The following is a 26,472-nucleotide window of genomic DNA, read 5'->3' as shown; positions in this document are numbered from 1 at the left end:
CGCCCTATTACCCCTCCAAACGATACCGCGCCTTCGCCTTTGCAATCCGCTCCCCTAGTGGCTTCGAATGCTCTTCAGTCCCGCGCATCAAGGCCGCAACATGTCCATCCATGAAGTCTTCAAAGCCGTCGGCCTGCACGCCTGAGATTGCAGCGCGGGTGACGAACAGGCCGCAAAGCTGCGCATCAAGCTCACGCATCTTGGCGGCGCGATTGGCGTAGATCACGTCGCTGGGCGTGACGCCGCAGCAATTATGCATGAGGTCGTTGGTTATGACGGCTTCAAAGAGTCGCCACAGGCTGTGGGTGGGCCAACGCGCGCGGTTGCGGTCATGTGACGGCTCGCAGTAGCGAATGCGCTTGGTGGCGTCTGTGAAGGCGTCTCCTATGGTGCTGCGAATATCTTGCCAGTTGCGCAGCTCAAATCGGTTGCGCAGTTGTTTGGCCCCAAGGCGCAGCTCAATGCGCCAAACTTGGCTGCTATCGCGGTCTTTTAGGTCGATTGGTGGATGGCCGCTGACCTTGCGCGCGTCGTTCCAGATTGTTAGCCAGCCGAGCTTGTTGCTTTGTATCACTTCAGCGCGTTTGTCGTAGATCGCGATTTGACGGTTTGCGATGGCCCCAGCGCGCAGACCCGTGACGCGTCCGCCGCTCGATACGGTCGCTGTTTCATCGACGCCCGTATATTCTGTCACTTTGGTTTTAGGTGGCACGACTAAGCAGTCGCGATCCGGTTCAAACCAAGGGGCGAGTAAATCAACGGCAAGGTCTGCACGCGCTACGCGAAGCTGTGTTTCAACGTAGGGAATGCCGAAGGCGGCCATACAGTCGCGAAAGTGCTTCTCTGCGCCGTCCAAGCCACCTGTCGCAAGTCCAAAGGCCCTGAAGTCAACGGTGACGGCAGGGTTGTTCGGGATAGGGTCTTCGGGGTCTTGGAACATCCAGACGGCGCCATGATCGCCAGTGTGAGCCGTAAAACCTCGCGCGCCCTTGTTCGTGACACTGAGTTTGATTGTGCCGAACTCCAAGACGCAATCGCTATGCGTGCTCTTTGCATGATCTTTTGCTGACGCCAGCTCGGCGCGTAGGGCAGGGGGAATGTCTGATTTGATGGTAAACTTCAGCCCATCAAAGCCGGAATGTAGAATGTATGCGTCCATGTGCGCTGGCCTTCGCTTTCGTATCCGTAGAGGGGGGTGTTACAAGACCCCCTTAATCGCGCCTATCTGGCGGTATCGTTTTTGGGGGGCGTTGGGAGTGCGCTGCGCGCCCGAATAAGAGCCTCCGGCGGGGCAGCTTTGGTTTTGGGGCCGAGCTAAAAGCTCGGCCTACAAGTTATTGGCGTTCACTGGCTTTGCGACTGACCCAAATCTCAGCGCGTTCAGCAACCTTCGCTAAGTTGAGTAAATCGCCCTGCGCAAAGCTGGCTGTGTTCTTCCAATCGCCGTCGCCTGATTTGTAAGAACGGGTGACATCCACAGAGTGAAAGCCGTCGTTGTCCCAAATGGTGGCCGTAATCAGGCCAATCTTGATTTTATGGGCGGGTTGGTTGGTCATGGTTGTAGTCCTTTGTGTGAGAAGTTGCTGGCAGACATAAGAAGGGCGCGAAGTGCGATACCTCGCGCCCCTTGTTGAAGCCGTCGGCCCCAAAATCCCGTCCGCCGTTGCCAACTGCGAACGGGCAAAACTGATTATTGAGAGGTGTGCGCCTTGCGCCGCGCTTCGACCCAATCGGTCAATTCGCGACGGCGATACCGAACCGAGCGCCCGAACTTATAGAATTGTGGTCCGGCCCCTGTGACGCGCCATTTCTGGATCGTGCGCACCGATTGGCAGAGAAAGTCTGCCGCTTCGGCTTCGGGGATAAAGCCGTCCCAAAATTTGTTGGATTGGCTTAAGTCTCTTACAGTTGTCTGTCTGTGCCTGCATGATGTTTCCCTTCCGTGCTCTGGCCTGCGATAGCCTTTGAATACGGGGGGAGGCATGCAGTTTGCACGTCCATTCGCTGGAAGAGTTACGCGTCGTTTTGCGGTGTAATTCTTCCAGTAGATTTTTCACGGGTGGCTTTGATGCAAAGTTTCATCTCCTGCAACACGCGGCTTGGCAGCGTTTCCGCACTGACGGGGGCAAAGGCCGCAACGCAAAATCGCGCCGCTTCGGAGATCGGCTCTCCTGTGGATGTGACATCGCGACTGAAGCTCCGGCCAAGCGTTTGCGTCCAGTAGGCTTCCACATTGGCGACCCACAGCTTTAAACCATGATCGCGCTTTGCGCCTGCCTGTCCTGCTGGCAGGTCCGCCGCCTGCAACGCCATGGCCGAGATATGCGCGACCAAACCATGAATGTCGTCTTGCTGTAGTTCAATAATTTGTTGCGATCCATCGGCCTGCGGAACACTAAAGGCCGCACCATGCGATATGGCGTCGTCGTTCATTGCTAAAACCATGGCACTGCCCGTGCTGGCATAGGTTAAACGTAGCGCGTCCTGCGCGGAGGGCGGCAAGTCACCGAGAGCTGTGCCGAGCTGGTCCGCGAGCTTGGCGACCCGCTGCAGAGCCGCAGCGGATTTAGCAGCCGTTCCGATTGCCGTGGCAGGCGGTTGCTTCCAACGCCAGATCGCCGCGAGGTCTTCTAGAAGCGGCCCCAGCCCGTCGCGCTGTGCGTCAGGTATGGCAAAGTCGCTAACCAGCTTTTCCAAATCAGCGGCGCGATACGTTGCTTTGTAATGATGGGCAGGCGCTGGCGGCAAGGTCAGGTATCCCTATGTAAAGTAATGTAAGGGCGGATCACACATTATTGGCCCTTACATTACTTTACATAGGGAATTCCAAGGGGGGCATTAGACCGACATGCGCCCTATGTAATGTTACATAAGGTATGGGGCTGGTTTTTGAGCTTGGCGCTGAAACTGATGAACGCCGCGTGGTACACAAATAACCGTTAACGCTGGGGCAAAAACCTTCAACAACAACATAGGTTTTGAACGGGGTTTGTGGTGGCGGTAAATGGGGTGATTTGCCCGCGTTCCAAAAACGAGCGTTTTTGGCATGGCATCTGAGGGCGTCGTCGTTGACAATGAAGGGCGCGGGGATCAGAGCATGGTTGTAAAACCTTAGAACGAGCACCAACTTATCCGCAGAATACATCTGCTGCGGCCCAATGATGTGAAGAGAAAGTTGGCGAATTTTCCTCTGTATTAAGCCTGCTACGAACCAATTAAAATTTTGCAATCAGCTAGTTCTGAATTCTGTTCCAATAGCTCCGCCGCACGCATCCGCCGTTCAGCATCGCTTTGATCAGTTACATCCAGACAGACGGCAATTTCAATCAGTCTGGTTGCAATAGGCTCAAAGTTGTCGCTGATCTCGGGTAGCTTTCCGGGGAAGTACTTTCTTGCGGTTAGCAACACGTTGCTTGCATATGGATAGGCGACCGCAATGTCACACAAATTCAACTCGCCTGGGTTAAACCCACCACGTACGCAAAAAACCGAATATTTGATAGGTGAATTCTTTGGGTAGACATATTCATCGAGATAGCCAAATGAAACGATGTCATGGCCATCCGCCATATATGCAGGATCATCCTCAAGTCTCTCAAGCTTACCCATTTCGGTAGGAAACTCGCCGACCAACTCCGTTGCGGGAACGCGGCTGCTAAAGAACTTTACAGATTGGTCCGATAAAAGCGGATCATTGTCCAAGAGTATCTTGAGCGGCAGTGCGAACCTAAAATCAAATTCCCATGAATCATCCCTAAAAGATTTCGTCAACTCACCCACAAAGAACTCACGATTTCCCACCGACACAATTCCATCTTTGTGTGGGAGGGCCGACACCACATATGGAGTCGACATAAGTGCCGCAACTAAAAGTAGTAGTTTCATCTTCACACTCATCCTGAGTAGTATCATTAATAATGAATCGAAGTTACTTGGAGTATGACCTCAGCGAAAGCGACTTCGTGTTCGCTTAGTCCCGCCATACTTCATGGAAAGCTGGTTGTGTATCTTTGGCTCCACCAGCCGACAAGCGAAATCCAGCATCAACGACCCGTTCCAAAAACCACCGTTTGTTGAACGGTTTAATTTGACCAAAAACTTTGGATCAAATTAGGCCGACGGTGACATGGTCTGCATGATGGCAACTCTATTTATAATCCACAACGTCCACTTAACGCACCACTCGCAAACGCGCACCCGATCCAGCCTGTGCTGGCGATATCAACCCGCTAAGCTGTGCCGCGTTTTGCTGCGCTGCTTCCAAGACGGGTTCGTCTGCAAGGTGGGCGTAGCGCATGGTGGTCTGCAATTGGGTATGGCCTAAGAGCCGTCCTACCATTTGGATAGGCATGCCGCCGGAGACTGCCATTGATGCATAGGTATGGCGTAGATCGTGAATGCGGGTTGTCGGCAATTCAGCGCGCGCGCGGATACGTCGCCATGGCCGCTGGAGGTCCGTAGCGTATGACCCTGCGAGCTTGCCTGCGATGATGTAGGGGTTGCATGACTGACAGGGCAGGGCGTCCAATACGTCTTGCGCAGCTTGGGGTAGCGGAATGCGCCTTGCTCCGACTTTACTGTCAGGCAGCTCGATATGGCGGGGCATGATGTAGTCCCATTTTAGCGTTTGAATTTCTCCCAAGCGGCATCCGGTCAAGATCAACAGTTTCAACCACGTTGCCACGGAGGTTGTGGGTCACAGAAGTAGACATCGATATTTGTGGCTATGGTGAACTTTTGATGCCCCGACATTTCAGACCCGCGGCCCCACGTCAGGGATTTGTAGAGCTCCTTGGGAAGCTTTCGTGCCTGTTTGATCAGGGCTGTGGTCACACTCTGGGTGTCTTTGTTCGCAACTTTCGCCAGCATCACAAAACGGGAATGACGCTCAACCAGCGTGGCGATGTAACTGTTGTTCGAGCCCGCAATCAAATCGCCCTCCCAATGGCCCGGAATGGCACGATCTTCGACCTCAGCTGGACGTTCGCTGATCGAAACAGCATTCTTGATTTTACGTAATTCAAGGCCCTTTTGGGTGGCATGCCTGGAGCGTCGTATCGCACGTCGACTGCGCAGACATTCCTGCAATTCCTTCTTCAAAACCCCTCGGGTTTGGACATAGAGGCTGCGATATATCGTTTCGTGTGACACGCGATTTTGCTCTTCATCAGGGTATCTTCGTTTGAGCCAGCCTGCAATTTGCTGCGGCGACCATTTCCGTCGCAGCTTGCGCGCTATCAACTGGCACAATGGATCATTGAATGAGAGCTGACACAACTTGGGCCGTGTTGCGCAGTCCCAAGCGCGCTGGTCTGAGTGGGTCGCGCGATAGGCTTGGCGTCCGCCATTTCTGCGAACCTCTCGGCTGATTGTCGAAGGCGACCGGTTCAGGTGTTGCGCGATTGAACGAAATGACTGTTCGGCGACAAGCCCTCGGGAAACGTCTTCCCGTTCAATAAGGCTCAAAGCACATCTTGACCGTGTACGATCAGCAGGTCGGATCCCACCAGTTCGCGCCAAATGAGGGAAGATCGAAGAAGACGCACGATTGAAGTGACGGCCAATCGACCCCATTGAATCGCCGCGTTGCCACCGATCCCACATCTCGGATTTCTGCTGGTCCGTATAAAACGTACGTGTGCGATACTTCATTATAAACACTCCATCTTTCCATAAAGATTAAAGTGTTGCGTCGACCCTTTAAAACCGCAGATCGACGTACTCACGGAAGCAAAGATTAAGATCAGCATGGATGGCAAAGGCGCGTGGCGTGACAATCGCATGGTCGAACGTCTATGGCGGTCGCTCAAATACGAATGCGTTTATCTGAATGCTTTTGAGACAGGTTCAGAAATGTGCCCCGGGATCGGCAAATGGCTGACCTACTACAACTCGGAGCGCCCGCAATCGACCCACGGCATATTGATTCCCGATGAGGCCTCTGTCAGCAAAATAGAACCAATGAGATTAGCAGCCTAAATGAAATCCTGATCCATCTTAACAAGGCTGCAAACTGGGCGAATAACTATGACCACCTCTGATGGTGATGCTTGGCGCGACCGAATTCGCACCCATTTTCAACGGATTACGCAGCCGATTCTTCGAATTAAATAGCGCGATTGCATTGTGGATTAATATCGATATAATCTTAAATATAAATAAATTATCGAGGTTGACATGCTGTTACTACATCACGCTAATCACTCTACTTGCAGCCAAAAAGTCCGTCTTTGCCTTGCAGAAAAGGGGCTCAAGTATGAAAGTAAACTGGTGAATCTCGGCACCAATGAACAGCTCGCGCCGGAATATTTGGCGATCAATCCTAATGGGGTGGTTCCAACACTGGTGCATGATGGCCGTCCTGTTCTGGATTCTGGGGTAATCTGTGAATACCTCGATGAGGTGTTCCCCGACAATCCGTTAATGCCAGTAGGTCCTGTTGAACGCGCACGGGTGCGCGCCTGGATTTGCTATATCGACGAGGTTCCTGTGCCAGCGATCCGTGTCCCGTCATTCAATATGGGGTTCCTGCCACGGTACGACGGGCTAGATGACGATGCCTTTCAAAAAGAACAGGCCGACGTGCGCCCGCTGCGCAAACATTTCTACGAAAAGATGGGCCGCAAAGGGTTTGACGACACAGAAGTCGACAACGCTATGGAACAGCTATCATCTTCGATTGCGCGTATGGAAAAAGGTCTCGTGGATGAGCCTTGGCTGTCCGGGCCCAACTTTGGTTTGGCTGACATCGTCGCCGCACCGTTTATGGATCGTCTTGACGATCTGGGCTTTTCTGACATGTGGAAAAAAGGGTCGCCCCGCGTTTCCGATTGGTTCCAACGACTCAGCGGACGTCCCGCCTACGCCGAGGCATTTTATCCAAAGTCACGCATGACGGAATTTTTGCCAATTGGTCCACTTTACCGGGAAAAAATGCCGAGATGAGCCATTCTTTGGATCACCAAAGTATCTAACATCCAGAATTTCGGATGATAACTATACTCGGAGACTTTGAACACCCGACTTTTGCATTGACGGACTGAGTGAATGAGATTCAGGTGTCTTGATGATCCGCCCTAATTTTCTTACCGCTGCAGACCGTCTTGAACTTTTATCTTGCGTGAAGTACCAGTTTGAGGATCACGATATCGCGCGGAGGGAGAATGCACTTTTTCTGCTGAATGGTGTGATGTCATGTGCCCAAATAGCAAAGGTTCCCCCTTCTGGACGACAACACAGAGCGCAGCTGGCACAAGAAATATCTGGCTGAGGGAGATCGTTTTGTGAAAAATGGCGCATGGGAGTTCTTACCTTACAACGACCCCAAATCTGCCCCCAAGACGCCGGAAGACTTTAAGAAAAATGTCCTGTCAGTTCGGCAGGATTTGTTGGGTTATGACGAGTCAAAACGCGAAATAGCGCTGGAAAACCTGAAGAAACTATATCGTCGTAGTTTTCCTGCAGGGCTTCAGAACGATCTTTCGCTGTCGCTCTACTCAGGGCCCGTGCCCCTAAGCCGTTGGAAAATGGAGACTGGGAGCATGGTGGAGCCGGCTCCGACCCCCTTAGCAGAGGTTCCAGCTCCGATCCTTTATACTGGTGATGGCAACTTCTCATCAAAGGCGCATTGGCTTCAATTGGCGAAATACCTGGGGGACAAACGAGCGAATGCCATTGCAACTTTCCAAGTGCCGCATCACGGCTCTCGGTATAACTGGAAGAATGGAAACACTGCCCTTGTCTCACCAACAATCAGTGTTTTTTCATCTGATCCGACACGGCGATATGAGGTGCCCCTAGATTTGTAGACGCTTTGCTTGGTAATTTTGGAACCAAGGAGAGACGGATATGACCAAAGGAATACGGTTTACAGACGAGTTCAAACAGGACGCTGTGGCGCAGGTTGTTGAGCGTGGATATGCGGTCAGCGAAGTCGCCGAGCGGCTGGGGATAAGCACCAAGTCGCTGTACACTTGGAAGGCGCAATTTGCGAAGTCGCCACGTGTCAGATCGGAGGTTGCGGAGCAGGCTGCTGAGATCAGACGGTTGAAGCGAGAGCTGGCCCGCGTCACCGAGGAACGCACAATCTTAAAAAAGGCGACCGCGTACTTCGCGCGAAAGTCTCAGTGAGGCACGCGTTTATTGAGGGTCATCGTGCGGAGTTTTCGGTGCGGTCGATGTGTCGTGTGCTGGCTGTGCATTTCAGCGGGTTCTATGCATGGCTTAAAGAACCGTTAAGCGTACGCGCGCTTGAAGATGCGCGGCAGACAGAGCTGATCCACCAAGCATGGACAGATAGCGGGAAGGTCTATGGCTATCGGAAGCTGGCCGATGATCTACGTGATGGTCTTGTCGCGTTTACGTTCCGGTCTCTCAGTTCATTTAGGCAGCCTTTCGTTCGAAGGCCAAGGGGCTTTTACCTCCTAACGACGAGTGCCAGCGTCGTGGATTGTAGAACCCATTGATATACTGAAATATCGCCCCTTCGGCTTGACGTCTGGTTTCCCAACGGTTGCGCCAGATCAGCTCAGCCTTGAGGGATTTGAAGAACGTTTCAACCATGGAATTGTCGTAACAATTGCCTTTTCCGCTCATCGATACTTCGAAGCCACGTTTGTTCAGGCGCTTCTGATAGTCGCCTGAACAATATTGCGACCCGCGATCCGTATGATGAATGCAGCCCTTAGGCGGCTGTCGCAGCGCGACAGCCATATCCAATGCCCGGATTGCCAGGTCCCTCTTCATACGATTGCTGACCGCCCAACCGATGACGCGTCGGGAGTATAGGTCGAGAATGACCGCCAGATACAGCCAGCCTTCACTGGTCCAGATATATGAAATGTCGCCTGCCCATTTCTGGTTTGGGGCATCAGCAGAAAAATCCTGATCCAACAGATTGGGGGCGATGTTAAAGGTGTGATTGCTGTCGGTTGTAGCCTTGAATTTACGAGTTCTGACAATCTTTATGCTGTTGTCTCGCATCAAGCGCCCCACACGCCGGTGGCCTACCGCCAGCCCCAGTTCCTGTAACTCTTCAGTCATCCGGGGGCGGCCGTAGCTTTGCAGGCTGAGACGGTGTTGGTCACGAATATGAGCTAAGATCACCATATCATCACGCTGTCGCTGACACATTGGGCGGACCCGCCACGCACGATACCCACGTGATGTGACCTGCATAACCCAGCACAGAAACTCAACCGGCCATTCTTCTCTCCAGGCGTCAATGAAGGTAAACCTCACCGACTTTGGCCTGCAAAGAAGATCGCCGCTTTTTTTAACACTTCCCTCTCCTAGAGGTGGTCGCGGATTTTCGGACCAGTTGTTAAGGTGGATCGCATGACGAAAGAAGTGATCCCAAATGACAAAACGAAAGAACCATTCGCCCGATTTCAAAGCCAAGGTTGCGCTTGAAGCAATCCGCGAGGAGATGTCGATGGCGGAACTGTCCAAAAAATATGGCGTTCATCCGACCCAGATAGGGACTTGGAAACGGGCGGCGATAGAGAATATGGCGACGGCATTTACGCGCAAAGGTTCAGCGCCCGATGGGGTAAGTGCCGTTGACGTCGACAAGCTGCATTCCAAGATAGGTCAGCTTGTTGTGGAGCGAGATTTTTTGGCGGATGCCTCGCAGCGCCTAACGGCCTCGGGATGCGAGGCAAAAAATGGTGAGCCGAGATCATAAGTTAAGCATGCGTAAACAGTGCGAACTATTGCAGTTGTCGCGTTCGCGGCTTTACTACCAGCCCGTCGGCGAGAGCGCTGAGAACCTGCGGTTCATGGAAATCATCGACAAACAGTTCCTGGAAACGCCTTGGTATGGATCGCGTCAGATGGCCCGGTACATGAAGCGCAACAATCACCAATGTGGCCGCCACCGGATCCGGCGCTTGATGCGGCTTATGCGTCTGGTTCCGATCTATCAGGAGCCCAACACAAGTAAAAAGCATCCGCATCACAAGATCTGGCCTTACTTGCTGAGGAATGCGGCAATTGACCGCCCAAATCAGGTTTGGTGCGCAGATATTACCTACATACCGATGCGACGCGGCTTCCTGTATCTCGTGGCGATCATGGATTGGCACAGCCGCAAAGTGCTTTCGTGGCGGCTGTCCAACAGTATGGATGCAGACTTTTGCGTCGAGGCTTTGAAAGAGGCGCTCGCCAAGCACGGCACGCCGGAAATCTTCAACACCGATCAGGGCAGCCAATTTACCAGCGGCGCTTGGATCGACGTGCTGGTCGACGCAGACATCAAGATCAGCATGGACGGAAAAGGCGCATGGCGCGACAATCGCATGATCGAAAGGCTCTGGCGATCGTTGAAGTATGAATGCGTCTATTTGAATGCCTTTGAGACAGGCTCGGAAATGCGGGCTGGGATCGGCAAATGGCTGACGTATTACAACTCTGAGCGCCCGCATTCAACTCACGGCATATTGACCCCAGATGAGGCCTATGTCAGCAAAACAGAACCAATGAGATTAGCAGCCTAAATAAAACCCAGATCCACCTTAACAAGGATGTAAACTGGTCTAAAATCTAGGACCACCTCTCCTCTCGCAGCACGCGGACTTCCTTGCGAAGGCGTTCGTTCTCCCGCTCCACATCTTCATGAGGACCCGACATCAAATCATCATGCTGGTGTTTCTGAACCCATTTGTTCAGGGTCGAAAGCCCAACACCCAAATCAGATGAAACCTGAGGGCGTGTTAAGCCGCTGGTCGTGGCGATGCGTACCGCATCACGTCGAAACTCGTCTGTGTATCTCGTTACCATTTCTTGTCTCCTTCATAGCAAACATTGCTCGAAAGAGACCGGAACTAAACCGGGACAAGACCAGTAGCCCGTAGCCTGCTCTCGACGCACACCGACATCATAGAGTGTGGTATTCGACCACCTTTCGCTCGCTGTCAGCTACTCGGTAAAAATCTACCGTCGGAAAAACGACACCGAGCACTCAGCAAGTCCGACTTTGAGAAAAAACCTTCAAAGGGTGAGGGCGCAAACTATTGGGTGAATCGCGCAAACCTTTGGGTGGAACGTAAGGTTATGCGCGATCCTACAAAGCGTCAAAAGTCCAGATTCTCAACTGACAGTGCGTTCTTTTGGATGAATTCACGGCGCGGTTCAACAACGTCGCCCATCAGTTTTGTGAATAAATCGTCAGCCTCGGCCAGATCCTCGACCCGCACCTGCAAAAGTGTGCGCGCATCAGGGTCCAGGGTCGTTTCCCATAGCTGCTCCGGGTTCATTTCACCCAATCCCTTATAGCGCTGCAACGACAAGCCACGTTCGCCCTCGTCCAAAATCGCTTTAAGCAGATCAAGCGGACCATGGATTAGCTGATTGCGGTCCTTGCGCACAAGCATTGCGGGCAATTCGTAAACGTCTTGCAATCCTTTGGTGAAAGAGCCTGTGCGTTTTGCTTCTCCGCCGCGCAAAATCTTACCATCAAGCGTGCGAACTTCTTCCACGCCGCGCAAAATACGCGCCAACCGCATCCCCATGTCTTGCGTGATACGGCCCTGCCAGCCGCGCTCCCACTCTTCGGCGATCAAGTCCAAACGCTTGGCCACGCGGTCGGCGGTGCCTTGCAAATCGCCATCAACCACGCCGGGAACAAAGGCACCGGCGATAGCCGCTTGTTCGAGAATGTGGCGCGGATAATGCGTCGGGAATGCATTAAGCAGGTTTTTGAATTGGCGGGCTTCGTCCACGACACGGCGCAGGTCAGCACCGCTAATTTCTTCGCCATTACCTTGGCGCAAGAAAGCACCCTCCGAGCCCTGCTCGATCAGGTAATCGTCCATCGCAGCTTGGTCCTTGAGGTAAACCTCGGACTTGCCGCGGCTGACCTTGTATAGCGGTGGTTGCGCGATGTAGAGATATCCACCCTCAATCAGCTCGGGCATCTGACGGAAGAAGAACGTCAAGAGCAGGGTCCGGATGTGCGCCCCGTCGACGTCCGCATCCGTCATAATAACGATCTTATGGTAGCGCAATTTTTTAATGTTGAACTCGTCGCGGCCGATACCGGTGCCCAGCGCCATAACTAGGTTGCCGATTTCCTGAGATCCTAGCATGCGGTCAAAGCGCGCGCGTTCGACGTTCAGGATTTTACCCTTGAGTGGTAAAATTGCCTGCGTCCCACGGTCACGGCCTGTCTGCGCAGAACCACCAGCAGAGTCACCCTCCACGAGGAAGACTTCGGTTTTGGATGGGTCTTTTTCGGAGCAATCCTTGAGCTTACCTGCAAGAAAATTCACATCCATTGCGGTTTTGCGGCGGGTCAACTCGCGAGCCTTACGCGCCGCTTCGCGGGCATGAGCCGCCTCTACGATTTTACCAACAACTTGACGGGCAATCGCAGGGTTTTCCTCAAACCACTCGGCCAGCTTTTCGGAAACAAGCCCCTCGACTGCTGGACGTACCTCCGAGGACACCAGTTTGTCTTTCGTCTGGGACGAAAACTTTGGATCAGGAACTTTGACCGACAAAACGCAAGTCAAACCTTCGCGTGCGTCATCCCCTGTAAAGCTAATTTTTTCCTTTTTCGCAATGCCCGAGGACTGTGCGTAGTTGTTAATCGTCCGGGTCAGGGCGCCACGGAAGCCCGCGATATGCGTGCCCCCATCGCGCTGCGGAATGTTATTGGTAAAAGGAAGAACCATCTCGTTATAGGTATCGTTCCACCACATTGCGACCTCGACCACGATATCGTCACGTTCACCAACCACATAAATCGGTTCTTCCATGACCGGTGTTTTAGAGCGGTCGAGGTATTTGACGAATTCCTTGACGCCACCCTCATAAAACAACTCGCTACGCAGGGCCTCAGCCGGACGCTCGTCTGTCAAAATGATCCGCACGCCAGAATTCAGAAATGCCAGTTCGCGAAGACGTTTTTCCAATGTCTCAAATGAATAGTTCCGGTTTGAGAACGTGCCTGTGGAGGCCATGAAGCGCACTTCGGTGCCTTTACGGCCATTTGCAGGACCTACAACCTCAAGCGGCTTCACTGTCAAGCTGTCTTCAAACCGGATGTAGTGTTCTTTATTGTTGCGCCAGATGCGCAGTTCTAGCCAGTCGGACAGTGCGTTTACAACCGAGATACCAACGCCGTGCAGACCGCCCGACACCTTATAAGAATTGCTATCAAATTTGCCGCCTGCGTGGAGCTGGGTCATAATAACCTCGGCGGCAGACATGCCCTCTTCTTTGTGCATATCAACCGGAATACCGCGTCCGTTATCCACGACGGAAATCGAGCTATCTGCATGGATTGTCACGGTGACATGGTCGGCGTGACCGGCCAGTGCTTCGTCAATGCCATTATCCACGGCCTCGTAGACCATGTGGTGCAGGCCAGACCCGTCATCGGTGTCACCAATATACATCCCCGGACGTTTACGAACGGCATCTAACCCCTTCAAAACTTTGATGGAATCTGCGCCGTAAGCGGCGTTTTCGGTATGTTCATCGGACATGCGGATTTTCCTGTTTTTCTATCCGCAAAACATAGCCATTTTAACGGGGATTGTCACGGCGAAACCCCCATATTTTGTGTTACATAAACGGGATTACCAGCCCGACAAGAATAAGCATTGTTCCTGCGGTTATATTGGTCCTGCGCAGTGCTATTGGGGACGTCAGAAACGACTTCATTCGGTCAATCGACGCTGCCAAAATGAGGTTGCCCACAAGTGGAACGAGCAACGATATAAAGCAAATTGCGGCGATGTCGGCACCGGTTAAAATGGTCAGATCAAAGAATCCCGGCAACATTCCCATGTAAAACAGGATCGCTTTCGGATTGCCTAAAATGACGACCAATCCTGCCAGAAAACCCGACCACATGCCAGGTTTTGTCAGCCGGCCATCAGTCGCGATGGTTTTGCCGGCATTGCGTAAAATCATGTAGCCCATGAACAACAACGTCGCGCAGGCCACCCACTTTAACGCCACCATAAACCCTGAAAAAACCGAGACGATCCACGTTAACCCTAAGATCGCAAAGAGCGGCCAGAGCACATCGCCGACCACCACGCCAAGAGCGAGCGGCCATGCGGCATGGAACCCACCCGACAGCGCCCGCGCGATCAGTGCGACCCAAACCGGTCCGGGTGTCGCAAAAAGCAAGCACAGGGCGCCCGCATATAATAACAAGTCTGACGCAGAAATTGTCATCTCAGGCATCAAAACTTGAAACCCAAAAGGGCAACATAACCAGTCACATCCCAAATCATTGCGCCCATCGCCAAAACCATTAAATCACCCAACCCATCAGAAACTCCAAGTGCGATTGCCCTACATCACCAACCCCTGCCAGAAAGAGTTCTATAATTTGTGCTTCTTCGTCGGCGATCAGTCGCACTTCCTCGATGTGTTCAACTTGCATCGGGAATCGTCAAACTACCGTCAACGTTCAGCGTCCAGAACGGGTTCATCGCAAGCTCCCAAACGTGACCGTCGGGATCCGCATAATAGCCAGAGTAGCCGCCCCAGAACACCTTTTCGGGCGCTTTCATTGCTGTCGCCCCTGATTTCACAGCAAGCGCGTAAGCTGCGTCTACTTCGGATTCAGTTTCGAAATTCTGCGCCAATGTCATGGCACCGGTTCCTAATTTGGCATCGGGGCGTCCTTGATCTTTGGCAAGTGGTTCAAGTCCGAAAAAACCCAATGCCAAGCCGTTCATTTGATAGAACACAACAGACCCCTGCATTTCGCTGGTCGGGGTCCAGCCAAGTGCGGCGTAAAACGTTTTTGCGCGGTCAAGTTCAGCCACGCCAAGAGTGATTAAAGTGACACGTTGCGGTGTCATATCAGCCCCCTATCATTTAGCGACGAGAGGCCGCTTATTTCGGTTACTTCTACGAATTGGGCACGACTGCCCAATTCCACGAACAATTCAGGTCCTGTACCTGTCATAAAGGCCTGCGACCCCAATGCGCATATCTCATCATAAAGCGCGGCCCTGCGCGTGGCGTCAAGGTGTGCTGCAATCTCATCCAAAAGTAAAATAGGCGGCGCGCCAAAGTCACGGATCAAGGCGCGTCCGTTGGCGAGGATCAGGCTGATAAGCAGCGCCTTTTGTTCGCCAGTGGAACAGTCTTTCGCAGCAATCCCTTTGTCCGCAAATACCGCTGCGAGATCAGCACGATGCGGGCCGACAAGGGTGCGTCCAGCGGACATATCGCGCGGCCTGCTTTTCGCAAGTGCGGCGGCTATGGCCTCGGGATCGTCCGGTGCGTCAATTGCAGGATCGGCATGAATAAGTGAAAGAGCCGCCGTTGGGAAAGCTGTTCTGGTTGCGTTCTGTGCAACCATCAGCGCGGCAATCGCGGCGGTGCGATTTTGGTGGATTTTCGCACCAGCGTCGGCCATTTGGCGTTCCAATGAGGTATACCAATGGGCGTCACGCACCATATCTTTCAGCAGGCGGTTCCGTTCTCGCATCGCTTTCTCATAGGTCAGAACCGCGTCGGCGTGGGTTGGTTCAAACGACAGAGTAGCACGGTCTAAGAACCGTCTGCGCCCTTCTGCCCCCTCGATCCAGAGGCGGTCCATCGCAGGGACCAGCCAGAGGATACGGGCAATCCGTCCCAGCGCATTTTGAGGAGTTGATTTACCGTCTATACGCACGTTTCGCGACGATTGCGGCTCTGCCCATGTTTCGATTTCGTGGGTTTGATGTCCGGTTGAAAGGACGCTTGTGACCTTCCAGCCAAGCGCTTCCGGTTTACGGATCAGGTCTTCGGGTGCGGCGCGGCGTAGCCCACGGCCGGGTGAAAGCAATGATACCGCTTCAAGAAGGTTGGTTTTACCAGCACCGTTTGGTCCGTAAATTGCTACGGGTCGCCCGTCGCAAGCCATGACAGCGCGCTTGTGGGATCTGAAGTGCGAGAGTGTCAGCTCAGATAAAGAGAGGGGCGACATTCACCGACCCCCTTAAAAATTATGCAGAGCGTAGGAAACCAAAACGCCCTAGACGCGCATCGGCATGACGACATAGATCGCGGAAGTGTCATTCCCTTCGCGCATCAAGGTAGGGTCGCCACTAGAATTGAAAAGGAAAACGGCGTTTTCCCGATCAACCTGACTGGCGATTTCCAGCAGGTATTTTGCGTTAAAGCCGATCTCCAGACGCTCGTCGCTATAGGCTACTGCAAGTTCTTCTTCGGCAGCACCACTGTCAGGAGCATTCACCGAAAGAATCAAACGATCCTCATCAAGGGAAAGTTTCACAGCACGCGACCGCTCGGATGACACAGTTGCTACGCGGTCAACAGCGCGCGCAAATTCTGCGGCGTCGACTTCAAGTTTGCGAGTGTTGCCCTGCGGGATGACGCGGGTGTAATCAGGGAACGTGCCGTCGATCACTTTTGATGTTAATGTAATATCGGGTGTCGCAAAGCGTATCTTTGTTTCGGACACTGACACAGCGATTTGCATATCATCGTCGTCGAGAAGTTTGCGCAACTCACCCACGGTCTTGCGCGGCACAATCACACCTGCCATATCGCCTGCACCCGCAGGTAGGTCTGCATCAATGCGTGCAAGGCGGTGCCCATCGGTCGCCACACAGCGCAGCACTTTACCGCCATCACCATCAGCGACGTGCAAGTACACACCGTTCAAGTAGTAGCGGGTTTCCTCGGTGGAAATTGCGAATTTTGATTTGTCGAAAAGGCGACGAAGCACAGGCGCAGGTGCGGAAAAATTTACAGCATATTGAGAAGAGGCCATCACGGGGAAATCTTCTTTTGGCAAAGTCGCCAAAGAGAAGTTAGAACGGCCTGCTTCGATCGTGAGACGGCCCGTTGCACTGTCTTCTGTGAGGGTCACCAGTGCGCCATCAGGCAGTTTGCGCACAATCTCATTCAGTGTCACCGCGGAAACGGTGACTGCACCTGCGCGGGTGACTTGCGCGGGCGCGCGGTCAACAACCTCTATATCCAAGTCGGTCGCGCGGAAATGCACGCTATCCTCTGCGGCCTCTATCAGCACGTTCGCCAGAATAGGGATCGTATTGCGGCGCTCGACCACGGATTGGGCCTGTGCGACTGCCTTTAAAAGGCTTGCGCGTTCAATACTTAATTTCATGTCCCATGCTCCGCATATCTTGTTGGGCCGACGCCGTTCGAAGTTGCAAGCTACCGCATTTTTCAGCGGCCTCAAGCCGTTAATGCAAACAGTCTGCGAGTGTTGCGCGATGGTCAAGCCAATTGACTATTCCTCAAGGGCGCGACGCAATAATTCCAGATCATCCGCAATCTGGCTGTCGATTGCTTTCAGCTCTTCAATGCGCTTGACGCCGTGCATGACGGTTGTGTGATCACGACCACCAAAACGGCGGCCAATTTCTGGCAGGGACCGACTGGTCATGTGTTTAGCCAAATACATCGCCATTTGACGCGGGCGGGCATAGTTGCGCACGCGCTTAGGTCCAATCATCTCGGACAAGCGAATATTGTAATGCTCGGATACTTTGCGTTGAATTTCCTCGACTGTCACCTTGCGATCAGAGGCTTTCAGCACATCCGAGAGGCAATCTTGGGTCAGTTCCAACGTGATTTCACGCCCTACAAGTGAGGCAAACGCGAACAAACGGGTCAGAGCACCCTCAAGGACGCGCACGTTGGTCGAAATACGGTGCGCGAGGAATTCCAATACACCGGTTGAAATCGTCAAGCCGGGATATTGGTTACGGTAAACCTCTACTTTGGATTGCAAGATGCCCAAACGCAACTCGTAGTCTGTCGGGTGTAAATCAACAACGAGACCGCACTGCATGCGCGATTTGATTCGCTCTTCGAGATCTTTGATTTCGCCTGGCGCCCGGTCCGCGGAAATGATGATCTGCTTTTTTGCATCCACAAGGGCGTTAAACGTGTGAAAGAATTCTTCCTGAGTACTGTCTTTGCCTGCCATAAACTGCACATCATCAACCATCAGAACGTCAACAGAGCGAAACAGCTGTTTGAAATCCATCATCTTGCGTTCGCGCAGGGCGGTGATGAACCGGTACATGAACTGTTCGGCTGACAGATAAAGTACGTTTAATTCGGGGCTACGACGCTGCAATTCATGTGCAATCGCGTGCATCAAGTGTGTTTTACCAAGACCAACGCCGCCGTAGAGAAACAAAGGATTAAACGTTACGGGACCACCTTCCGCAACGCGGCGCGCGGCGGCATTTGCCAGCTCGTTGGGCTTACCCACAATGAAGGTGTCAAAAGTAAAGCGCGCATCGATCGGCGAACCTGCGATATCATCGACACGGGTGGCCTTCGGTGCGTCGTTTGCGGGTTTTGCAGCAAGCCGTGCCGCACCCGTGGCTGTGAATGTCAGACGGTTTACGCTGGTGCCGGCACGGTTCATCTCATAGATGATCTGCTCGCCAAAATTCTGCTGAACGTAATTACCGATGAACGTTGTGGGAACTTTGAACGTCACGACAGAACCGGACAGTGCAACAAACTCGAGCGGTTCGATCCAGTTCGAAAAATTGTTTGCGCCCACCGTTGTCTTCAACGTGTCCAGAATTTTACCCCACATGTCGTTCGTCATTCTGGTCCCGTCACTCTATCCAACTCTACATTGACGCAGCAATCGCTGCGCCGCGTTCACATGCAAAACGCACACAAAATTACATTCGCTCGAGGGTGTTCCTCCCCGGACGCGCGTATCTTGCGCAAATTTCCAAAGCTTCGGTGACACGCGCAGTTGTTAGGACTACTGGCACGGCTCGCCTCGGCAAACTCCGAGATGTGGGATTCTGATGTTCGCGGCATAGATGCCCGACACCAGAGACACAGAAGCATTTGGCCATTCTGGCTGTCTGCTCACTGCATGAGTAATCGAGCCACGACGCAATAAATCTGCGTCCAATTTGCGACTCGATCCACTCATGTCCCCCCGGAACGATGTGAATCGCATGGCTAAGTTAGCCCGCAGTTGGTGGGGTCTTCAACACAACATCGTGCTTGACTCTGATCTAGGTCCAAAAGAATCTATGACCCCTTTGAAAACGCGTGAAAACCTTAGGTTATGTCAGAAAAGCAAAAAGCGCGCTGGGTTCAGCGCGCTTTTAAATCTGTGTATTCAGGCAACATATTGCCCACGAAACTATCGCTTATGCGATTGCCTTAACGCGGGAAGATAGGCGCGACATTTTGCGCGCTGCGGTGTTCTTGTGAACGACGCCTTTGGTTACGCCGCGCATCAATTCAGGCTGTGCTGCCTGCAATGCTTTTGCGGCTGCGTCTTTATCACCGGCCGCGATTGCTTCTTCTACGCTGCGCAGGAATGTACGGATGCGCGAACGGCGCATTTTGTTCACTTGAAAACGTGCTTCATTCTGGCGGGCGCGTTTTTTAGCTTGTGGAGTATTTGCCATGTGTCAGGTCCCTCTTTCGGGTCAATAAAAATTTATCTGCGCAATTGGCCCGACCGGGTTTTAGGAACCGGCTGATTCTGGTCAAGCGGACCTCGCGCGCATGTATTCGTTTCCTTTAAGGGAAGCGCGCGCGAAAGAAAACCCCCAACTTAGCGGTCGCGAAACTGGGCTTCACGTTTTTCCAAGAACGCAGCCATACCTTCTTTCTGATCTTCTGTCGCAAACAGCGAATGAAACAAACGGCGCTCGTAATTCAGGCCTTCGGCCAGCGTCGTCTCGAAAGACCGGTTCACCGCATCTTTTGCTGCGATTGTCGCGATCTGTGACTTCTCAGCGATCTTTTCTGCGCTTGCGCGTGCTTCTGCCTGTAACTTCGCAGCAGGGACCACGCGACTAACAAGCCCGCACCGTTCTGCCTCGGCGGCATCCATAAAACGGCCTGTCAGGTTCATGTCCATCGCTTTGGACTTTCCGACAAAGCGCGACAGCCGCTGCGTTCCGCCAAGACCTGCAATCACTCCGAGGTTTATCTCGGGTTGACCGAATTTTGCCGTCTCGGCAGCAATGATAAAATCGCACATCATCGCAAGCTCGCAGCCACCGCCCAGTGCGTAGCCGGAAACAGCCGCGATAATCGGTTTGCGGGTGTTGTTAAAGCGGGTGGTCTCGGCCGCAAAATAATTCTTGGTATACATGTCGACAAAGGACTGATCGGCCATCTCTGTGATGTCGGCGCCTGCGGCAAATGCTTTTTCAGATCCGGTCAGAATAATGCAGCGCACTTTGCTGTTGGAATCCGCGGCCTCTAGCGCTGCGCAGACCTCGTCGAGCAATTGCGCGTTGAGCGCGTTGAGCGCACTCGGGCGGTTCAAAGTGATTGTTGCTATCTCGTCGGCGATATCAACGATGATCGTTTCATAGGCCATGTTTTTATCCAATTTCATGCATTTCGGTGTTAGTGATTACGCAACGCAGCGTTTGGATCAAGTTATCTTTGGCATTGTGGGCAAAAGAAAGATGATCGACCTGATTGCACGATTCGAGTTATTTTGCTTTCGCATGAGGGAGTTGGGCAAGGGTTACCCTCTTGATCGTAGACTGCGAAACGGTGTTGGAAATATCCCAATTCGCCGTCCGCTTGACGAAAATCCTTTAGTGAAGAGCCACCTGCGTCAATTGCCTCGCCCAAAACGTCGCGGATGAGAGGCACAAGCGACGCAATACGCCGTGCGCTTATTTGCCCCGCCTTGCACGTTGGATGGATCCCTGCCCGAAAAAGCACCTCGCAGACGTAAATGTTTCCGAGCCCCGACACAATTCGCTGGTCAAGCAATGCTGATTTGATCGGGGTATTTCGACCCTTCAGGCGTGCCGTCAAGTAGCTCTCGTCGAATTCATTTCCTAAAGGCTCTGGCCCCAAGTCGCGGATCAGCCAGAAATCTGCCTCGGCTTCAGTCTGCATTAAATCCATCGCACCAAAGCGCCGCGCGTCGTTGAATGTAATGCGGGTGCCGTTCTCCATGTTAAATACAACATGATCGTGCTTCGCGGGAACAGGGTGCGGATGATGGAAGCCTCCGATTGTCTGCCCCGAAATCGTCATGCGACCTGACATGCCCAGATGGATGAGCAATGTCTCGCCGCTATCCAGATCAGCAAGGATGTATTTTGAGCGGCGTCGTAGCCGCAAAACCCGTTTGCCAGCCAGTCGCGTAGCCATATTTTCCGGAAATGGCCAACGTAGATCGGGGCGGTTTACCTGTGCTTCCACAATGACGACGCCCTCCATTACAGGGGTCAACCCGCGACGAACCGTCTCTACTTCGGGTAATTCGGGCATGGAGCACTTTCTATAAGGGGCGGGGCGCGATATATGCCATTGTAACGGCCCTATAGTCGCGGCCAACGCAGAGGACGGCAAGCCCAGATGACCGAAAATACCACACACTTTGGTTTTGAAACCGTACGCGAAGACGAAAAAGCGGGACGCGTGCAGGGGGTATTCACCTCCGTGGCCGGCAAATATGATATTATGAACGACGTAATGTCTGTCGGCATCCATCGCATCTGGAAAGAAGCGATGATGGATTGGCTGGCGCCGCATGCAGGGCAAAAATTGCTCGACGTGGCAGGCGGCACTGGCGATATCTCGTTTAAATTTCTTGGTCGCGCTGGGTCGGGTCATGCCACCGTCTGTGATATCACCGAATCAATGCTGATTGCGGGACGTAAACGCGCCGAAGCTGAAAGCATGTCCGACAACCTTGATTGGGTCGTGGGCGACGCAATGGCGCTACCGTTTTCGGACAATACGTTCGACGTTTACACAATCAGTTTCGGTATCCGTAATGTGACCCGACCGCAGGAGGCGCTAAACGAGGCCTACCGCGTGTTAAAGCCTGGTGGGCGATTGATGGTTCTGGAATTCAGCCAATTACCAAACGCAATGATGCAGTCAGCTTATGACGCTTATTCCTTTAATGTGATCCCCCGTATGGGCAAACTGATCGCGGGCGATAGCGAGAGCTATCAATATCTTGTGGAATCGATCCGAAATTTTCCTGATCAGGATACCTTCCTCGAAATGTTGCGAGCGGCAGGCTTTGAACAAGCCAAATACCGCAACCTGTCGCTGGGAATCGCCGCACTTCATTCCGGTTGGAAACTGTAAGTGCGCGGACCTCACAATATCATCCGGCTGATCCGGACCGGTGCAACTTTTGAACGCACGGGTGCGATGAAAATTGTGCTCGACGCATTTGAGGCGCCGAAACTCGTGCGCATTGCCATTCGCAGCCTCGTTTGGCCATTTAAGTGGTTAGGTTACAAAGGTGACCCGTCAATGCCCCCCGCGCCGCGCGCGCTAAACGCACTTGGGCCAGCATATATTAAATTTGGGCAAGTTCTCTCTACCCGCCCCGATGTTGTCGGCAGTGATATGGCGGTTCAGTTGCGTGTATTGCAAGACAAGTTGCCGCCGTTTTCAATGGCGCTTGCCAAGGCCGAAGTGCTTCGTGAATTGGGTCAGCCTGTAGACGCGATTTTTAGCAGCTTTTCCGAGCCCGTTGCTGCCGCATCATTGGCGCAGGTTCACAAAGCACATTTGGCCGATAGCGATGAAGCGGTTGCCGTCAAAATCTTGCGTCCGGGCATTGAGCGTGCATTTCGCAAAGACATTGACGCGTTTTATTTTGCCGCGCGCACCGTCGAAATTTTGTCCCCTTGGTCCCGGCGGTTGCGCCCAATGGACGTTATCACACACTTTGAAGGTGTTGTGGCTGGCGAACTGGACTTGCGTCTTGAAAGTTCCGCGGCTTCCGAATTCGCGGCCAACACTGAAACCGACGAGGGCTTTTCTGTGCCGCGGGTCCGCTGGAGCCTGTCCTCGCGGCGCGTCATGACGATGGATTGGGTGGAGGGAGAAAGCATTGGTGACAATGATGCCCTCGACGCCGCAGCACACGACCGCGAAAAACTCGCGACACGCGTGTTACAACTCTTTCTAAGTCATGCGCTTAGAGACGGTTTCTTTCACGGCGACATGCACCAGGGAAACCTGAAAATTGCAGCGAATGGTGATATTATCGCTTACGATTTCGGCATCATGGGACGGATCGATGAATACACGCGTCGCGTCTACGCCGAAATTTTATTTGGATTTATTCGCAAGGACTATAAACGTGTTGCACAAGTTCATTTTGAGGCTGGTTATGTCCCGCCACACAAAGACGTAGATGAGTTTGCTCGTGCGCTTCGAGCTGTGGGTGAACCGATTTTCGGTATGGATGCGAGCAACATCTCGATGGCGCGCCTGCTATCTTATCTCTTCGAGGTGACCGAGCGGTTTGGTATGGAGACCCGCACAGAGCTGATTTTACTTCAACGCACTATGGTTGTTGTTGAAGGGGTTGCGCGATCACTGGACCCACATATGAACATTTGGCAAGTCGCAAAGCCAACAGTTGAAGATTACATCAAAGATTCTATCGGACCAAAAGCGCTGCTCAAGGATATGGCGGAAACTGTTCGTATTCTGGCACGCTTTGGTCCACTGCTACCGGCAATTGCACAAGCTGCACTGATCAAACAAAATAATCCCTATAAACCCACGCCGTCTAATAATCGAACAGCATGGATTTTTTGGATGAGCCTTGGGGGTGCGATTACCGGTGTTACGATCTGGTTGTTTCAGGTGATCTAAAGTGTCGGATCACGCAGCGCACTGACTTGACCCGATGAAATAGTGACGCCACCCTTGAGCAGCAATAGGGTCTCTCCGCCCTGACTGCGGACCTCAGTCACTGTGTTATAAACCTGCACAGGATCCTGTGCGATCGCTTCGGTGCCGCTGAAACTGACCAATTCAAAACGGTATAAACCAAGATCACGTGGAAATCCGCTAGAATCTAACCCAGACCAAGAGACCTGCTCGCCACCCAAAGGGATGTCAAAACGCTCAACCTCTTGCCCGCTTTTATCGGTCACGACAATTTGGGCCCGATCTGCGAAACTCACGGGAACAGGTGCCATAGTTATTGGATCACCATCAAAGTATGCGGCAACTGGCGCGCGCGCCTCTTTGCCGACCCAACCCGCCATTTGGGCCATCCCGTTGGTTCCCAAAATTTCAGTAAGGCCTTTCAACAGGTCATTGGTCTGCACTTGCTGCTCGACTCCCGAAAATGTGGCTAATTGGACGGCGTAGTCCGATGAATCAACTGGATTCAAAGGATCCTGATTTTGCATCTGCACTGTCAACATCTTGAGGAATGTTTCAAAATCAGAACTAATTTCTGCACTTTTACCTGCATCTATTTTTGCAGCAGTTGTTTGGGCAGTTGACGACGTTGTCGTTTGCGAAATTTCCATATTTATGTCCTTTTAGAGCCTTAAATCTAAGTTACCGGTTCGTACATTCTGGCCCGCTGACGGTATTGGCTCCGCGTCAGACATTGCGATATTGATGTCCTGTCGTTGCGCCCCTTCCTGCTGATCGTTCTGGCCTTGCTCATGAAACGAAAAACTAACGTCATCGAATCCAAGCTCGCGAAATTCCTGTGCGAGCGTTTCAATATGTCTCCGCATTAAATCTAAGGTCTCGGGTCGTTCCGTCGTTATAGTCATGGACAAGACCCCGTCATGAGTTGTCATTGACAAACTGACTCTCCCAATCTCCGTTGTATTCAATACCAATTCAGTTGCACCACCCGAATTCTTTTGGACGGCGACCGCAAGCTGTTGTGCCACCGCCGTAGCGACTTGGGCCTGAGACGCAACTTTTGCATCACTTACGCCAAATGATATTATCCCGTTGCGTTCACCTCCGCCCATAGGGGCAAAGTCACGGTCGCCGGACCCCTCAAGTTCAATCTCAGATTGCAGCACAAGGTTAGAAACCTCGAGTGTATGATTATTCATCTGAGGGACTAATGTTGATTTTGACTGCGGCATCTCGGTTTCAATGTTGGGTAAATGGCTCACCGCAGACTCACGAGGAAATGGCGGTTCTAACTTCGCTTTCACCGCGGCACCTTCAACGCCATTTAAGGTCCCAACTTGGCTTGAGATTTCAGTTGTATTGACCCCTGCACTTTGAAGAACCGCTGACGCTAGCGGCTGGCCTTGAGATACAACGCTTTGACCAGATTTATTGACTTCACGCGCAAGAGGATCAACAATTTCACCTAAACTGCCAACCGTCCCAATGTGTGATGGCATTTCTTGGGGTCCGCGTTTTTCAGCAATGCTTGTTGGTAATATATCCCCCGCTGCTGGCGCAGTTGCAGGCTGTAAAACCAGTTGATCAGGTGGGGCAGCTGTCCATCCATGTGCAACAAAGGCAGGTGGAATCGACGCGTGCGTGTTTGATTTCGCTATAGCCGAACCAGCACCATCTCTTGGCGCATCAACAACCTGCTTTACGTTGATCTGTATCGGTTCAACCGCTTCTGAACCTGCCGATTCGTCTTCACTTGGATCTTTAGGTTGATCTTCTTCAACGAGATCCTCTTTTTCAGTTAAAGAAATATCGGCAATTCTCGACGCACCGGACTTCGGCGCAAGTTCATGCATGACCTGCGCGAAAGTATCAGTTGCGCTCACTTTTAAAGCTGTCGTTTTTTTCAAGTGGCTCGCTTGCGCATCAAGGGTCACAAAAATCTGCATCGAATCTCCACCTAAATAATCTCTCTTACTTTTGGACCAAAATAATTACCGATTGTTTACTGGTTTGTGGGCATGGTGAAAAAAATTACGATGGAAACTCCTATGACAATGATCCCTGTCCTTCCCGCACCCCACCAAGCACCACGTGTAAACATGGCGAGCTCAACTGACGAAAAACTACGAGAAGCCGCTCAAAAACTGGAAGCGACGTTTCTGTCTGAAATGCTGAAATCAGCAGGTTTCGGCGCACCGAGAGAATCGTTTGGAGGTGGAATCGGAGAAGATCAATTTAGCTCGTTTCTGCGTGACGAGCAGGCCCGCGCAATGGTTGAAGCAGGAGGTATCGGTCTCGCCGAATCCCTTTTTGAAGCAATGAAGGAAAGAATGGATGCATAGAAAGCTGATTGAACTCCTTGAACTGGAGCGAGCCGCGATCATTAGTGCCGATTTTGACAAAATTGATTTGCTGGCCTCATCAAAGCAGGCATTGTTTGGCCGCTTATTGGCGCAGACCAAAGATAAGAAGAGTCTCATCGAGATTCACACAGCGTTATTGCGCAATCAGTCATTATTTCAGTCCGCGATCGATGGCGTATCTGCAGCGCGCACGCGTTTGGGTGCCCTGCGTGAAGTTCGCGATAACCTAAGGGTTTACGATCAAAGCGGGCGCATGGCGCAGGTTGTGGCGCGGTCTCCCGACTTAAGTAAACGTAGTTAACGTCATAATTTGGTTCAAATTCGAATTATCTTAAGGGCCGCCATTAACGCCATCTTCAGCTTCATCACAGCATCCTAAATTCAATCCAGAATGGATACTCTGAGAGAGAATAGAGCAACAGTCAGAATGGCTTTCGACGCGCAAACATATCGTCTGCGCATCCTTGAAAAATCAGGCGCAAAATGC

24 protein-coding genes and 6 pseudogenes are annotated in these 26,472 nt (G+C 52.5%); 9 read left to right on the top strand and 21 right to left on the bottom strand.

Annotated elements, in window-relative coordinates:
• Nucleotides 1-7: 7 nt before the first annotated feature.
• From ACXLHR_RS13565 to ACXLHR_RS13535, 7 genes and pseudogenes are all read right to left on the bottom strand, one after another.
• Nucleotides 8-1,159 (bottom strand): hypothetical protein, encoded by a 1,152-nt coding sequence (locus ACXLHR_RS13565; protein WP_458791937.1) that lies wholly within the window; start codon nucleotides 1,157-1,159, stop codon nucleotides 8-10.
• A gap of 175 nt (nucleotides 1,160-1,334) precedes the next feature.
• Nucleotides 1,335-1,556, bottom strand: a complete 222-nt coding sequence (locus ACXLHR_RS13560) for a hypothetical protein (RefSeq protein ID WP_392338314.1) — start codon at nucleotides 1,554-1,556, stop codon at nucleotides 1,335-1,337.
• Between the two features lie 134 nt (nucleotides 1,557-1,690).
• The gene (locus tag ACXLHR_RS13555) at nucleotides 1,691-1,984 is read right to left on the bottom strand and encodes a helix-turn-helix transcriptional regulator (protein WP_458791936.1); all 294 of its coding nucleotides are present in this window, start codon (nucleotides 1,982-1,984) and stop codon (nucleotides 1,691-1,693) included.
• Between the two features lie 29 nt (nucleotides 1,985-2,013).
• Nucleotides 2,014-2,748 (bottom strand): hypothetical protein, encoded by a 735-nt coding sequence (locus ACXLHR_RS13550; protein WP_458791935.1) that lies wholly within the window; start codon nucleotides 2,746-2,748, stop codon nucleotides 2,014-2,016.
• 456 nt (nucleotides 2,749-3,204) lie between these two features.
• Entirely contained in the window at nucleotides 3,205-3,885 is a 681-nt protein-coding gene (locus ACXLHR_RS13545) for a hypothetical protein (RefSeq protein WP_458791934.1), read from the bottom strand.
• Between the two features lie 286 nt (nucleotides 3,886-4,171).
• Nucleotides 4,172-4,669, bottom strand: a pseudogene (locus tag ACXLHR_RS13540) (site-specific integrase); the annotation flags it as partial.
• 2 nt (nucleotides 4,670-4,671) lie between these two features.
• A pseudogene (locus tag ACXLHR_RS13535) lies at nucleotides 4,672-5,652 on the bottom strand (IS30 family transposase); the annotation flags it as partial.
• Between the two features lie 63 nt (nucleotides 5,653-5,715).
• On the opposite strand from ACXLHR_RS13535, the pseudogene ACXLHR_RS13530 reads away from it, so the two are divergent.
• The 4 genes and pseudogenes from ACXLHR_RS13530 to ACXLHR_RS13515 form a co-directional block, all read left to right on the top strand.
• Nucleotides 5,716-5,979: pseudogene (locus tag ACXLHR_RS13530) on the top strand (integrase core domain-containing protein); the annotation flags it as partial.
• A 198-nt stretch (nucleotides 5,980-6,177) separates the two neighbouring features.
• Nucleotides 6,178-6,945, top strand: a complete 768-nt coding sequence (locus ACXLHR_RS13525; protein WP_458791933.1) for a glutathione S-transferase family protein — start codon at nucleotides 6,178-6,180, stop codon at nucleotides 6,943-6,945.
• 338 nt (nucleotides 6,946-7,283) lie between these two features.
• Nucleotides 7,284-7,808 carry a hypothetical protein gene (locus ACXLHR_RS13520; RefSeq protein ID WP_458791932.1) on the top strand — a complete coding sequence of 175 codons (525 nt, stop codon included), beginning with the start codon at nucleotides 7,284-7,286 and terminating at the stop codon, nucleotides 7,806-7,808.
• Between the two features lie 40 nt (nucleotides 7,809-7,848).
• A pseudogene (locus ACXLHR_RS13515) lies at nucleotides 7,849-8,339 on the top strand (transposase); the annotation flags it as partial.
• A 43-nt stretch (nucleotides 8,340-8,382) separates the two neighbouring features.
• Here ACXLHR_RS13515 and ACXLHR_RS13510 read toward each other — a convergent pair.
• Nucleotides 8,383-9,279, bottom strand: a pseudogene (locus tag ACXLHR_RS13510) (IS3 family transposase); the annotation flags it as partial.
• Between the two features lie 79 nt (nucleotides 9,280-9,358).
• Here ACXLHR_RS13510 and ACXLHR_RS13505 point away from each other — a divergent pair.
• Nucleotides 9,359-10,496 (top strand): IS3 family transposase gene (locus ACXLHR_RS13505; protein WP_458790733.1). Its coding sequence is split into 2 segments (ribosomal slippage): nucleotides 9,359-9,652 and nucleotides 9,654-10,496, totalling 1,137 coding nucleotides; the frame shifts between segments, so codons are not numbered across the junction.
• Nucleotides 10,497-10,551: 55 nt separating this feature from the next.
• Here ACXLHR_RS13505 and ACXLHR_RS13500 read toward each other — a convergent pair.
• The 11 genes and pseudogenes from ACXLHR_RS13500 to mutM all read right to left on the bottom strand — a co-directional run.
• Nucleotides 10,552-10,779, bottom strand: a pseudogene (locus tag ACXLHR_RS13500) (transposase); the annotation flags it as partial.
• A gap of 293 nt (nucleotides 10,780-11,072) precedes the next feature.
• Nucleotides 11,073-13,490, bottom strand: coding sequence for a DNA topoisomerase (ATP-hydrolyzing) subunit B (gene gyrB, locus ACXLHR_RS13495; RefSeq protein WP_458791931.1), 2,418 nt, complete (start codon nucleotides 13,488-13,490; stop codon nucleotides 11,073-11,075).
• 79 nt (nucleotides 13,491-13,569) lie between these two features.
• A complete protein-coding gene (locus ACXLHR_RS13490; RefSeq protein ID WP_458792554.1) occupies nucleotides 13,570-14,190 on the bottom strand; it encodes a LysE family translocator in 621 nt (206 codons plus the stop codon).
• A gap of 79 nt (nucleotides 14,191-14,269) precedes the next feature.
• Complete coding sequence (locus tag ACXLHR_RS13485) at nucleotides 14,270-14,401, bottom strand: hypothetical protein (RefSeq protein ID WP_458791930.1); 132 nt, start codon at nucleotides 14,399-14,401, stop codon at nucleotides 14,270-14,272.
• Complete coding sequence (locus tag ACXLHR_RS13480) at nucleotides 14,391-14,825, bottom strand: VOC family protein (RefSeq protein ID WP_458791929.1); 435 nt, start codon at nucleotides 14,823-14,825, stop codon at nucleotides 14,391-14,393. Before ACXLHR_RS13480 ends, ACXLHR_RS13485 begins: the two co-directional genes overlap by 11 nt.
• Nucleotides 14,822-15,940: a DNA replication/repair protein RecF gene (gene recF, locus ACXLHR_RS13475; protein WP_458791928.1), complete on the bottom strand. Its 1,119-nt coding sequence runs from the start codon at nucleotides 15,938-15,940 to the stop codon at nucleotides 14,822-14,824. Before recF ends, ACXLHR_RS13480 begins: the two co-directional genes overlap by 4 nt.
• Nucleotides 15,941-15,988: 48 nt before the next feature.
• On the bottom strand, nucleotides 15,989-17,107 hold the full coding sequence (gene dnaN / locus ACXLHR_RS13470) for a DNA polymerase III subunit beta (RefSeq protein WP_458791927.1): 1,119 nt from the start codon (nucleotides 17,105-17,107) through the stop codon (nucleotides 15,989-15,991).
• A gap of 126 nt (nucleotides 17,108-17,233) precedes the next feature.
• Nucleotides 17,234-18,574, bottom strand: a complete 1,341-nt coding sequence (gene dnaA, locus ACXLHR_RS13465; RefSeq protein WP_458791926.1) for a chromosomal replication initiator protein DnaA — start codon at nucleotides 18,572-18,574, stop codon at nucleotides 17,234-17,236.
• Nucleotides 18,575-19,139: 565 nt separating this feature from the next.
• Entirely contained in the window at nucleotides 19,140-19,403 is a 264-nt protein-coding gene (gene rpsT / locus ACXLHR_RS13460) for a 30S ribosomal protein S20 (RefSeq protein ID WP_458791925.1), read from the bottom strand.
• 149 nt (nucleotides 19,404-19,552) lie between these two features.
• Nucleotides 19,553-20,329, bottom strand: coding sequence for an enoyl-CoA hydratase (locus ACXLHR_RS13455; protein ID WP_458792553.1), 777 nt, complete (start codon nucleotides 20,327-20,329; stop codon nucleotides 19,553-19,555).
• A 62-nt stretch (nucleotides 20,330-20,391) separates the two neighbouring features.
• Complete coding sequence (gene mutM, locus ACXLHR_RS13450) at nucleotides 20,392-21,243, bottom strand: bifunctional DNA-formamidopyrimidine glycosylase/DNA-(apurinic or apyrimidinic site) lyase (protein ID WP_458791924.1); 852 nt, start codon at nucleotides 21,241-21,243, stop codon at nucleotides 20,392-20,394.
• Between the two features lie 87 nt (nucleotides 21,244-21,330).
• Here mutM and ubiE point away from each other — a divergent pair, with 87 nt between their 5' ends.
• Nucleotides 21,331-22,074, top strand: a complete 744-nt coding sequence (gene ubiE, locus ACXLHR_RS13445) for a bifunctional demethylmenaquinone methyltransferase/2-methoxy-6-polyprenyl-1,4-benzoquinol methylase UbiE (RefSeq protein WP_458791923.1) — start codon at nucleotides 21,331-21,333, stop codon at nucleotides 22,072-22,074.
• Nucleotides 22,075-23,604 (top strand): 2-polyprenylphenol 6-hydroxylase, encoded by a 1,530-nt coding sequence (gene ubiB, locus ACXLHR_RS13440; RefSeq protein WP_458791922.1) that lies wholly within the window; start codon nucleotides 22,075-22,077, stop codon nucleotides 23,602-23,604.
• Here the strand turns inward: ubiB and ACXLHR_RS13435 are convergent.
• Both ACXLHR_RS13435 and fliK read right to left on the bottom strand, forming a co-directional pair.
• Complete coding sequence (locus tag ACXLHR_RS13435; RefSeq protein WP_458791921.1) at nucleotides 23,601-24,272, bottom strand: flagellar hook capping FlgD N-terminal domain-containing protein; 672 nt, start codon at nucleotides 24,270-24,272, stop codon at nucleotides 23,601-23,603. The two genes, ubiB and ACXLHR_RS13435, sit on opposite strands and share 4 nt — an antisense overlap.
• A gap of 12 nt (nucleotides 24,273-24,284) precedes the next feature.
• Nucleotides 24,285-25,568, bottom strand: a complete 1,284-nt coding sequence (gene fliK / locus ACXLHR_RS13430; protein ID WP_458791920.1) for a flagellar hook-length control protein FliK — start codon at nucleotides 25,566-25,568, stop codon at nucleotides 24,285-24,287.
• Between the two features lie 153 nt (nucleotides 25,569-25,721).
• On the opposite strand from fliK, the gene ACXLHR_RS13425 reads away from it, so the two are divergent.
• Both ACXLHR_RS13425 and ACXLHR_RS13420 read left to right on the top strand, forming a co-directional pair.
• Nucleotides 25,722-25,964, top strand: a complete 243-nt coding sequence (locus ACXLHR_RS13425) for a rod-binding protein (RefSeq protein WP_458792552.1) — start codon at nucleotides 25,722-25,724, stop codon at nucleotides 25,962-25,964.
• Nucleotides 25,957-26,286, top strand: a complete 330-nt coding sequence (locus ACXLHR_RS13420; RefSeq protein WP_458791919.1) for a flagellar protein FlgN — start codon at nucleotides 25,957-25,959, stop codon at nucleotides 26,284-26,286. The genes ACXLHR_RS13425 and ACXLHR_RS13420 overlap by 8 nt, the downstream gene beginning before the upstream one ends.
• Nucleotides 26,287-26,472: the final 186 nt, after the last annotated feature.

The sequence above is a fragment of the Yoonia sp. MH D7 genome (genome assembly GCF_054439475.1).
This window is presented reverse-complemented; position numbering and strand designations above follow the sequence as displayed.